Annotated in this window: 10 protein-coding genes; 7 read left to right on the top strand and 3 right to left on the bottom strand. The window is 42.7% G+C overall.

Going from position 1 to position 11,395, the window contains the following annotated elements; all coding sequences use genetic code 11:
• Positions 1 to 7: 7 nt before the first annotated feature.
• Entirely contained in the window at positions 8 to 886 is an 879-nt protein-coding gene (rfbA, locus tag ACUALS_RS00785; protein WP_454449209.1) for a glucose-1-phosphate thymidylyltransferase RfbA, read from the bottom strand.
• 70 nt (positions 887 to 956) lie between these two features.
• The gene (rfbB, locus tag ACUALS_RS00780) at positions 957 to 2,015 is read right to left on the bottom strand and encodes a dTDP-glucose 4,6-dehydratase (RefSeq protein ID WP_005471042.1); all 1,059 of its coding nucleotides are present in this window, start codon (positions 2,013 to 2,015) and stop codon (positions 957 to 959) included.
• Positions 2,016 to 2,239: 224 nt separating this feature from the next.
• On the opposite strand from rfbB, the gene rfaD reads away from it, so the two are divergent.
• The 7 genes from rfaD to waaA all read left to right on the top strand — a co-directional run bounded on the left by rfaD (position 2,240) and on the right by waaA (position 9,483).
• The gene (rfaD, locus tag ACUALS_RS00775; protein WP_454448645.1) at positions 2,240 to 3,181 is read left to right on the top strand and encodes an ADP-glyceromanno-heptose 6-epimerase; all 942 of its coding nucleotides are present in this window, start codon (positions 2,240 to 2,242) and stop codon (positions 3,179 to 3,181) included.
• Between the two features lie 12 nt (positions 3,182 to 3,193).
• Positions 3,194 to 4,159 carry a lauroyl-Kdo(2)-lipid IV(A) myristoyltransferase gene (gene lpxM / locus ACUALS_RS00770; protein WP_454448644.1) on the top strand — a complete coding sequence of 322 codons (966 nt, stop codon included), beginning with the start codon at positions 3,194 to 3,196 and terminating at the stop codon, positions 4,157 to 4,159.
• Between the two features lie 18 nt (positions 4,160 to 4,177).
• Positions 4,178 to 5,209 (top strand): lipopolysaccharide heptosyltransferase II, encoded by a 1,032-nt coding sequence (gene waaF, locus ACUALS_RS00765; protein ID WP_454448643.1) that lies wholly within the window; start codon positions 4,178 to 4,180, stop codon positions 5,207 to 5,209.
• Complete coding sequence (locus ACUALS_RS00760) at positions 5,206 to 5,877, top strand: CatB-related O-acetyltransferase (RefSeq protein ID WP_005471038.1); 672 nt, start codon at positions 5,206 to 5,208, stop codon at positions 5,875 to 5,877. The genes waaF and ACUALS_RS00760 overlap by 4 nt, the downstream gene beginning before the upstream one ends.
• Positions 5,878 to 6,176: 299 nt before the next feature.
• On the top strand, positions 6,177 to 7,061 hold the full coding sequence (locus ACUALS_RS00755; protein WP_454448642.1) for an O-antigen ligase family protein: 885 nt from the start codon (positions 6,177 to 6,179) through the stop codon (positions 7,059 to 7,061).
• On the top strand, positions 7,058 to 8,236 hold the full coding sequence (locus ACUALS_RS00750; protein ID WP_454448641.1) for a glycosyltransferase: 1,179 nt from the start codon (positions 7,058 to 7,060) through the stop codon (positions 8,234 to 8,236). The genes ACUALS_RS00755 and ACUALS_RS00750 overlap by 4 nt, the downstream gene beginning before the upstream one ends.
• Positions 8,233 to 9,483 carry a lipid IV(A) 3-deoxy-D-manno-octulosonic acid transferase gene (gene waaA / locus ACUALS_RS00745; RefSeq protein WP_454448640.1) on the top strand — a complete coding sequence of 417 codons (1,251 nt, stop codon included), beginning with the start codon at positions 8,233 to 8,235 and terminating at the stop codon, positions 9,481 to 9,483. The genes ACUALS_RS00750 and waaA overlap by 4 nt, the downstream gene beginning before the upstream one ends.
• A gap of 34 nt (positions 9,484 to 9,517) precedes the next feature.
• On the opposite strand, the gene ACUALS_RS00740 is transcribed toward waaA, so the two are convergent.
• On the bottom strand, positions 9,518 to 11,350 hold the full coding sequence (locus ACUALS_RS00740) for a DUF3413 domain-containing protein (protein WP_454448639.1): 1,833 nt from the start codon (positions 11,348 to 11,350) through the stop codon (positions 9,518 to 9,520).
• Between the last annotated feature and the right edge of the window lie 45 nt (positions 11,351 to 11,395).

The raw sequence follows: 11,395 nt of genomic DNA, 5'->3' as shown, positions 1-11,395 counted from the left end.
AACGTACTCAACTGATTTTATCTCGCGATAACACTGAATTCAGGTACTGACCATAACTATTCTTAGACAATCGTTTTGCGGTATGGTCAATATCTTCTCTAGAGATCCAGCCTTGGTTAAGCGCAATCTCCTCTAAACATGCAATCTTGTAGCCTTGACGTTTTTCAATGGTATGAACGAAACTTGCAGCCTCTAGTAAGCTTTCATGAGTGCCTGTATCCAGCCAAGCGAAACCTCGGCCTAATAACTCTACAGTCAACTCGCCCCGCTCTAAGTATTCTTGGTTGATAGCCGTTATCTCCAACTCCCCTCTCTCTGACGGCTTCACATTTTTAGCAATTTCGATAACAGAGTTATCGTAAAAATAAAGCCCTGTTACAGCAAAATTAGAGCGTGGGACTTCGGGTTTCTCTTCAATCGATAACACACTAAAGTCTTCGTCAAACTCAACGACACCAAAACGTTCGGGATCCCCAACTTCATAACCAAATACCGTTGCACCAGTTTTATTTTTGGCTGCCTTCGTTAATTTAGGAGAAAAACCCTGCCCCCAGAATATGTTGTCACCCAGCACTAAACATACACTATCTTTACCTATAAACTCTTCACCAATGATAAAAGCTTGCGCTAGTCCGTCAGGAGAAGGTTGCTCAGCATATTCTAAATGGATTCCAAATTGGCTACCGTCACCTAACAAGCGTTCAAAACTATTACGGTCCTCAGGAGTCGTGATAATCAAAACATCTTTAATACCCGCGAGCATAAGTACTGATAACGGGTAGTAGATCATTGGTTTATCATAAATGGGTAATAGCTGTTTAGACACCCCCATGGTTATTGGGTAAAGGCGGGTACCAGAGCCACCAGCTAAAATAATACCTTTCATCATACTTTGCCTAACCAAACTTTTTCTTAATTTTTAACGTTTTGTAAAACAAACTTTTTGTACTAACTGGCTAGCGGCCTAACCGTTCTCGGTTGTATGAACCATCTTGAACGCGCTCCCACCAGACTCTATTGCTCAAATACCAGCGTACGGTTTTTCGAATACCGGACTCAAATGTTTCCTCAGGCTTCCATCCCAACTCACGTTCAATTTTAGATGCATCGATAGCGTAACGAATATCATGTCCAGGTCTATCCTCAACAAACGCAATCAGTTCAGAGTAGGCACCTACCCCTTTTGGCTTATCTGGGCACAGTTCTTCCATTAACTCACATATTTTATGCACAACTTCAAGGTTAGTGAGTTCATTATGGCCACCGATATTATAGGTTTCACCAACCTCACCTTTCGTTGCAACCATATAAAGAGCACGAGCATGATCTTCCACATATAACCAATCTCGGATTTGCTTACCATCACCGTAAACAGGCAGCGCTTTCCCTTCCAAGGCGTTTAAGATCATTAGCGGTATGAGTTTTTCAGGAAAATGATATGGGCCGTAGTTGTTGGAGCAATTAGTAACCAATGTTGGGAATCCAAATGTTCTCAACCAAGCTCTAACAAGGTGATCACTTGATGCTTTCGAAGCAGAATACGGGGATGAAGGAGCGTACGGAGTGAGCTCAGTGAATAAGGACTCTGCATCAACCAAATCGCCATACACTTCATCTGTAGAAATATGATGAAAACGAAACCCACGCTTTTTTTCTAAGGGCAATGACTGCCAATAGCGGCGCGCTGTTTCTAACAATGTATATGTACCAATAATATTGGTTTCTATAAACGCGGCAGGACCATCAATTGAGCGATCAACATGAGACTCAGCAGCTAAGTGCATCACGATATCAGGTTGGTGTTCATCAAAAACACGTTCTAATCTACTTCGATCACAGATGTCCACGCATTCAAACTGGTAACGTGCACTTGACTCGACTTCGTGAAGTGACTCTAGGTTACCGGCGTACGTTAATTTATCTAGGTTTACGACGCTATCCTGCGTTTCATTGATAATATGCCTAATAACTGCAGAACCTATAAAGCCAGCACCACCAGTAACCAGAATTTTCATTTATACACCTTGAATTACGCTACATTGTTACCTAAAACCATCTCACACCAGATCGACTATATTTGCAGACGAAACTCTTACGTGCATGCTGTTAGGATGACATATCGACCATTGTAACTTATATAGAGTCGCCGAGCACTAGCATCGCGTAAATCTAATCTCAATGGTCCTTGATTAGACGCCATGGTATACTTGCCTCGTTTTTTAACTAGAGTTGAAACTATATGATCATCGTAACTGGCGGTGCTGGCATGATTGGCAGCAACATCGTAAAAGCGCTTAATGACCAAGGCATCAACGACATCCTCGTCGTCGACAACCTGAAAAATGGTAGAAAATTTCAGAACCTGGTTGATCTAGACATCTCAGATTACATGGATCGCGATGACTTCTTGGTTCAGATCATGTCTGGTGAAAATTTTGGCCCAATCGAGGCGATTTTCCATGAAGGTGCTTGCTCTGCCACAACAGAGTGGGATGGTAAATACATGATGCTCAATAACTATGAGTACTCCAAGGAACTGTTGCACTATTGTTTAGAACGAGAGATCCCTTTCCTTTATGCCTCTTCTGCTGCAACCTATGGCGAAACAGATACCTTCATCGAGGAAAAAGAGTATGAAGGTGCGTTAAACGTATACGGATACTCAAAACAGCAGTTTGACAACTACGTTCGCCGTATTTGGGAAGATGCCGAAGCGCATGGCGAAACACTATCTCAGGTCACTGGTTTCCGTTACTTCAATGTTTATGGCCCTCGTGAACAGCACAAAGGGTCGATGGCTTCAGTAGCCTTCCACCTAAATAACCAAATGAATGCGGGTGAGAATCCTAAGTTGTTTGAGGGTAGCGAACAGTTCAAACGCGATTTTGTTTACGTAGGTGATGTCGCGGATGTAAACCTATGGTTCTTACAGCACGGCGTCTCTGGTATTTTCAATCTTGGAACAGGCAACGCTGAGTCTTTTGAGGAAGTCGCAAAAGCGGTTATCGCCTATCATGGGAAAGGTGAAGTCGAGACTATTCCATTCCCCGAGCACCTTAAAGGCGCATACCAAGAATACACTCAAGCTGACTTGACGAAACTTCGAGCGGCAGGCTGTGACCATACCTTCAAATCTGTTGCTCAGGGTGTCGCTGAGTACATGGCAATCATTAACAAATAATAGCGACGCATTGTGAGTAAACCACGTAACGATTTTGATCCGAAAGCATACAACCCCGCTTTTGAGTGGGGCTTTCTTGCGCCTAAATATTGGGGAACTTGGCTAGGCGTGCTCATTTCTCTGCCGATATCGCTATTACCAGTTAAAGTACATAAATGGATCGCGCACCAAGTCGCCTCTCGTTTGGTCGATAAACGCAAAGGCGCAGTGCATAACATTCGAGTTAACCTTTCTCTTTGTTTCCCAGATAAAACGGAGCAAGAGAGGGAAAAATTAGTGTATGAAACACTTCTAACCGCAGGTGTGTTTATGATGCGCTTCGGCTTGCTCACTATACGTTCTCCACAATGGCTTCAAACTCAATGCACTCTGATAAACGAGCACTATTTAACCGACTGTACTGAGCAAAATGAAAACGTCATTCTATTGGTTCCTCACTCTTGGGCGATTGACATTCCAGCCGTACTGCTTGCTTCAAAAGGACTGCCAGTATCGGCCATGGCAAAGAAACAGAAAAACCCAGTGAGTGACTGGTTGATGCATCGCCAGCGTGTCCAGTACGGCGGCCGTGTGTATGAGCGTTCTGGCGGTATAAAACCCTTTATCAAATCGATTAAAGAGGGTTACTTAGGTTACTACCTTCCAGATCAAGATCATGGCGCCGAACTTAGTGAGTTTGTCGACTTTTTCGCTACCACGAAAGCGACCTTGCCTGGGTTAACTAAGCTAGCGAAATTGTCTAAGTCCAAAATAATCCCAACGTTCGCATCTATCGATCCTGGTACAGGCAAATATTCGATTGAATTTATGCCGCCAATCGAACTGCAAGACAGTGATCCTGACGATGCGCGTGGGATGAATAAAGCAATTGAATACTTTGTCGCCAAAGCACCTAATCAGTATATGTGGATTCTCCGCCTGCTCAGAACCCAACAAGATGGTCGCAACCTCTACCGAGAAATGCGCGGTAAACTATAGAAATCACAACGAGGCACCGTGAAAAAAATATTGGTCATTGGCCCATCTTGGGTGGGCGATATGGTGATGTCACAATCACTCTACATCACGCTGAAGCAGCAATCTCCTGACGCCATCATTGATGTCATCGCGCCGGGTTGGTGTAAGCCCATCTTAGAGAGAATGCCCGAGGTCAACAGAGCCATTGAAATGCCATTTGGTCATGGCGAGTTCAACTGGTCAGGGAGAAAAAGCCTTGGCCGCTCACTGATTGATGAGCATTATACTCACGCTTTTGTCCTACCTAATTCAGCCAAATCCGCACTCATTCCTTGGTTTGCCAAAATACCGGTAAGAACAGGGTGGAAAGGCGAAATGCGCTATGGTCTACTCAATGACCTAAGACCAAACAAAAAAGCCTTTCAGTACATGGTCGAGCGGTACGTCGCTTTAGCCAACCCAAGAGACAAGATGATCAACTCACAGTCTCTAGGAGGTATTGATGTTCAACCTAAGCCCAGCTTATCAATAGACAAGTCGATACAAGCCTCCACATTAGCGAAATTTAATCTGACACAAGATAAATCGGTTGTTGGTTTATGTCCTGGCGCAGAGTTTGGACCAGCAAAGCAATGGCCAGTTGAGCACTACGCTGCTGTTGCCGCTGAAATGATTAATCGAGGCCATCAAGTCTGGTTGTTTGGATCAGCAAAAGATCAACAAACCACGTCGTCAATTAAGAAGCAGTTAACCCCACAGCAGCAAACTGCTTGCTTTGACTTAGCCGGGAAAACGTCGCTAATTGAAGCGGTAGACCTGTTGGCAGCTTGCCAAAGCGTTGTCAGTAATGATTCGGGCTTAATGCATGTCGCTGCAGCGGTTGGCTGTCATGTGGTAGGGGTTTATGGCTCTACGTCACCGAAGTATACTCCACCTCTTGCACAAAGAGTGGATATTGTCAGCACAGACATTGAGTGCCGTCCGTGTTTTAAGCGCGAATGTCCATTAGGGCATTTAAAGTGCTTAAAAAATTTGGAACCAACCAACGTAATTAATAGGTTATCAGAGTGAAAAAACCTCTAACCAAATTTGACAAGTGGATAATTTCCAAACTTTGGAGAAAGATAGCATCTTCGAAGAATGAACAGAGCTTATTTATTAGAAAGCTATGCAAGCTTTACTTAGATAAGAAAGATACATATAGGTATATTGCTTATAAATATTTTGGATTTTCAGTCGGAAAATACACTTACAGATATAAGCAGTTTTTCAACAACGGTTCTTACCAGCTACTATCATCTATCGGTAATTTTTGCTCTATAGGAGATAATGTCACTATTGCAAAATCTAACCACCCAACAAGCTATATTTCCACGCATCCTTTTTTATATGAAAAAAAAAGAGGACTCATAAGTAAAAACATTACTATAGATAATAACGACAAGGTTACTATCGGCCATGACGTTTGGTTAGGTGTTAATAGCACTATACTGCCAGGCGTTACTATTGGCAACGGCGCAATAATTGCTGCTGGAGCGGTAGTCACGAAAGATGTTCAGCCTTACGCCATTGTCGCAGGAGTTCCTGCAAAAACAATACGCTTCCGATTCACAAAAGAGCAAATAGAGTTCCTGATGAACTCAAAATGGTGGGACGAAAGTGATAGAAGTATAAAAAACAACATCCATTTATTTTATGACATTGAAGAATTCAGAATGAACTGGGCCGACAATAAATGATGAAAAAATATCTATCTTACTTTCTATTTTTGCCTTTTCTATGGCCTTTCACTGGGCTGCTCGCTTATGACTCAGATAAACACTTCGTAGTTGCATGTATTATTTCCTTCGTAACATCAATATTTTTTACGAGCAGGGAAACAGTACTGCATAACTTGAAGACATACCCTATATACTCAATTATTATTCTGTCTTCTATTGTCGCTATAATAACTAAAATATACGTAGGGCAAAGCACATCAACATTAAGAGTACTTATTGCAACGTCATTGTTAGTTTTTTTACCACAAGATAATGTTGTGAAGTTTGTTAAAACCCACTTAGCCAATCTCACTCCTTTGGCAAGTTTAATATCCATTGCTTACGTCATTCATCAGTCTTACTACTTGCAACTCGATAGAATTGAGTGGAGTGTAAATCCAATACCATATACAACAATGGTTTCAGCAATCGCGATAATTAGCTTTTACTACATGGTTTCTCCGTATAACTTCAGAATAAAGATAGCAAATACTGTCGGTTTATTTTTATCTGTAACAGGAGTACTTATTAGTGAAACTCGTGGCACCTTAGTTGCTTTCATTGCAGCATTGCTCATTCTTTCCTTATTTCGACTAGACTTTTCCACTTTAAAACATAAAGGCATTAAATATTTCACAACAGCATCAATAGCAATATTAACTTTATTCTTTGTAAACAAAGACACCATAAAGCCTAGATATGAAAGAACGGTTTTCGAGGTTCAACAGATATTAAATGGAAATTATTCCACTTCTATCGGATTACGTTTGCATATGTGGCAGGCAGGGTTGGAGTTAGCTAAACACCCGACTCTAATCGGTTTGGGTGACTCTCACATTGATGAAAAAAAGAAGTTGGCCGAAGAGAACTTAATTCACCAAAGTGCAGTTAAATGGCGTCATTACCACAATGATTATATTACCAGTTGGGTAAAGAGAGGGGTTGTGGGCTTTGTATTGCTTTTAGTTATGCTTAGCTTTCCATTCTATTATTTTATACGCTACAGAAGTGAAGAAACCACGATAGCATCATTAGTCGGAGTGATTTATGTCGTAGGTTCATTCACTGACATTCCGCTTTCTCAGGCTAACTCTCTCATTTTATATATTATCTTAATGATAGTACTGTGCTCACCGAAACGAACTGAGATTCAAAGACAATGAATATTGCTATTGTCGTAAACTGTCTGAAAATTGGTGGAATGGAACGAGTTGCTGTCAACCTTGCGGATGCTTTCCATGATGCTGGACACCAGACAGATTTAATTTACCTGAAGAACCGCAAGAAAGAAATTGAGCCTAAAAACAACGATCTTCCAGTACACCTGTTCAACCTAAAAAAGTCAGTGTTTTCTACTGGGCTTGGTGCCCTTTGGTTCGTCGTTTGCAAAGTATTGAATCTTGTATTCAGCAAAACTTTTCCGCTTTGGTTTGCATACGCTGAATCTATGGCTTTTAAAAAGCAGCTAAGAACGCTCGAAGCGCAAAACGGGCAACCTTTTGACTTAATTATATTTCGTGGCCAAGGAACCTTTGAGCAACTTTGGCCAATTCAAGACAAACGCTTTGTTTATGTGTGTGAAAACGTACAAAAGAAGCACATGTACGGCCGACTGTCCCGCTGGGTTTTCACCAAGCTTTTCCAAAATAGAAACGTTACCTGCGTATCCCAAGGCGCACTAGGTAGCTTTCAAGATATGGTCGAAACGCACCAAATTACGCCAAAGAAAGCAATCGTGGTCAATAATCCTAATGACTTTATCAACATCCGGCAGCGGGCAGAGTGTATTCAAGAAAAATTGCACGACAAGCCATACATTTTGGGTCTTGGAAGACTTGTTCCTCAAAAAAATTTCTCGCTGTTAGTACAAGCGTATCACTACGCTATGAATACATATAACTTACAGCAAGACTTAGTGATTGTGGGTGCAGGAAACGATAGAGATAATATTGAAGCTGAAGTGAAGCGACTTAACCTCACAGAGCGAGTTCACTTTAAAGGCCAACAAACTAATCCATTTCCATGGTACAAAGCCGCCGATCTCTATGTTCTCAGTTCTAAGCATGAAGGATTAGGCATGGTGCTAATTGAGTCACTAGCTTGCGGAACCCCTGTCGTTAGCACAGATAGCCGAGGTGGTGTTCGCCAAATCATGAATGGTGCATTGGAACCATTTTTAGCAAAAGAAACGCCTGAGTCTTTGGGTGAAGCCATCTATTTTGCTCTCAAACATGAATGGGATACATCATTTAATGACTATGTCCAAGAGACTCTCGATAAGTTTGATGGTAAGAAAATCGTCGAAGCTTATATTGACGAATTCGCGGAGAAACAATGATTCGTGTTCTTTATACAATCCTTCTCTTCTTAGTGTCGCCAATCCTGCTCTTTGGACTTTACAAACGTAAACCTGGTAAACCCTCTTTTGGTCCAAGATGGAAAGAGCATTTTGGTATAACTCCAAAGTTAAAGAGCCAAACTTCTCCCATCTGGATTCACGCCGTCTCTGTAGGTGAAGTGATTGCTGTTACTCCCATCATCAAAGCATTAAAGCTCCAAAATCCAGAAAAACCTATTGTGGTAACCACAACCACCAGCACAGGGGCAGAACAAGTAGAAAAGCTCGCAGATTTAGTTGAGCATCGCTACATGCCGATTGACTTTTCTTTCGCTGTGCGCGGTTTTTTAAGAAGTATCAACCCAAGTAAGATGCTGATTATGGAGACTGAACTCTGGCCAAATACGCTCCATACTGTAGCACGTAATGGCCTCACAATTACCGTCCTGAATGCACGTTTATCTGAGAAGTCTTATCGCAACTATCAAAAAGTCCACCCTCTGTTCGATATGCTTGCAAACAACCTTTCTCATATATGCTGCCAATATCAAGATGATGCAGACCGCTTTGAGAAACTTGGTGTAGAGAAAAGTAAGGTTTCTGTAACAGGCTCAGTTAAGTTTGACATTTCAGTTCCCGAAGAAACGAAACAGGCAGGGATACAATTGCGCAGCCAGATTGGTAGAAGTCGTCCAGTTTGGATCGCGGCCAGCACCCACAAAGGTGAAGATGAGAGAATCCTCGCTGTGCATAAAGAACTCGTTAAACAACATCCTGACTCTCTACTTATCTTAGTTCCTAGGCACCCTGAACGCTTTGACTCTGTTCATGACCTATGTCAGCAGGCTAATTTTACGGTATCTCGTAGAACCCAAGGCGACGTAAGTATCCAAAGCCAAATTTACCTTGGTGATACTATGGGAGAGATGCTCACTCTGCTTGGCGCTGCAGACATCTGCTTTATGGGGGGGAGTTTACTAGGCGATAAAGTTGGTGGGCATAATATGCTGGAACCCATTGCTCTCGGAGTGCCAGTTATCACAGGTCCGAGTTACTTTAACTTCCAAGAAATCAGTGAGAAGTTGTTGGCGGAAGGCCTGATGACTGTATGCAGTTCTGAGTTAGAGATAGCTAACGGTGTACTAAAAATCTGGGATAACACCGCTCTAGATGGCCTCCAGGAGAGAATGAATGAATTTATGGTTCGCCATCAAGGGTGTATTGATAAGACCTTAAAGCTCATTTAAAGAAATGGCCGGATATCCCGGCCATTTTCCTCTATTACTTCCTAAAACGACTAATGTTATCTAACGCTTCTTGAACATACTGATAGTTCATCGCCTCATCTTTCTTCGGACGATAAGTACTATCAAGAATCTGTGACTGTCCCGCACCATTCACTTCAATAATGGTATCGTCATAAATGATGCCGTAGGCGCTGTAGCTGGAAGTCATTATCCAATTACGTTTTACGCTATCACCATACAGGTCTTCTCCAGTCGAGTAATCGCGAACGTCATTCAGTGAGCCTAAATAGTTGTTCATCAATGTCGGCGCAAAGTCTTCATGGGAAGTGGTATAGGTAACGGTTTCAGCTAACTTATCTTTATCCACGCCAGGGCCAAACATCACAAACGGCACTTGGGTTTGAGCACGGGTAAAGTTGCCGTTATGTCCCCAGAAGTTCTGTTTGTTGTCATTCATTTCTTGGCTGTGATCACCAGTAATGATCACCAGTGTATTTTCTAGGTCACCCGATTCTTTCAATGTATCCAGAGCACGCTTAACCTGAGTATCAACGTAGCGGACCGAAGTCTTATAACGATTAAAGAACTTCTCTTGATCACTGTTGTTATCCAATTTTAGATAATCCACACGCGGGATCATTGGCTCATACTTAGGCTCAAAGTTCTTCGGAAAATCGTAACCATGTGGCGCGTCATAGAATAGGAATGAGAATACTGGCTTAGAAGTATCTCGATTCTTATACCACTCAATCCAATCATCGGTTAAATGCCTATCACGTTGAGATGGTGTGAGACCTTCAGAACCAACGCGTAAGTTCGGAACATTAACAAAAACCGTTTGGTGGAATTCTGGATTCGTTAAGCGCGCAGCCGCAAATAGGCCCAGTTGATAATCCAACGCTTGGAGACGGTCAACCAATACCGGAGATTGATGGTTGGCAACAAAACCGTGCCAATAAGTACCCGGCAGACCGTAAAACAAGCCAAATATACCCGTACGAGTGGCGTTACCTGTAGCGATGTGATCTTGGAAAATAGCGCCGTTTTTCGCGTACTCCCACATATAAGGAGTATTGTCCGCGTTAAAGGTATCAGCGCGCCATGAATCCACCGTAATCAACATGATGTTAACTGGCTTTGTCGATTCAAACTGTAAAGGCTTTAAAGGATAGTTCAGATCGCTCTTTGGCGGAACGCGCATCGCTTTTTGCCTAGCAATCGCCTCTTTATCCAACCAACCACGCTTATCCATGAACTTGTTGGCCGTTGCGGGATAGAATAATGGCAAGTAACGCTTCACCATAGTAACAGGCTGATAGGCATGTGCCGCCGCCCAAATATGAATACCGTTAGTTAGCAGCAACGCGATAATCGTCACGTAGGTGAACTTGCGGCCCAACTTCCATTGGCGCACTGGCGCATCATTTTCTAGCCAGCGAATCAACCACCATTGACCAGCAAGCAGCGCAGCAATAGAGCCTAATACTGTGACCCAGGTGATCAGCGGGAAGCTAACTACTTGTCCTGACATCACCAGTTCAAGAACAACTGCATTAATGTGGAAACGATACTGAGCGTAAACGATGGTATCGATGAACAACACCGCCAAACCAAGAGAAGCAATCAGCGCTTGAATCGCATTCCGTCCTCCCTTCGGTAGCAATAGTGCCGGTAAACTCACAAGTCCAATGATGGCTGCCAACAGCGTCATCTGACCTAATGTGCCCGCAAATATGAAGGCGATGCCTAGCGTATCGGATGGAAACTCTGGTAAAAAAGCGAAGTAACGACTCGCCAACGCAATCGCTAAGAGCGCGTTTATAAGAATAAACCAGCCATGAGCGTGCAGTTTCTGTTTAAAAGACATTGTAGATCCAATTAACGATTAAAATTTTGCTCTTTCGGTGACTTA

Source organism: Vibrio sp. NH-7 (assembly GCF_053643215.1).
The sequence above is the reverse complement of the archived record's forward strand: the minus strand, read 5'-3'. Positions and strand labels throughout refer to the sequence as shown.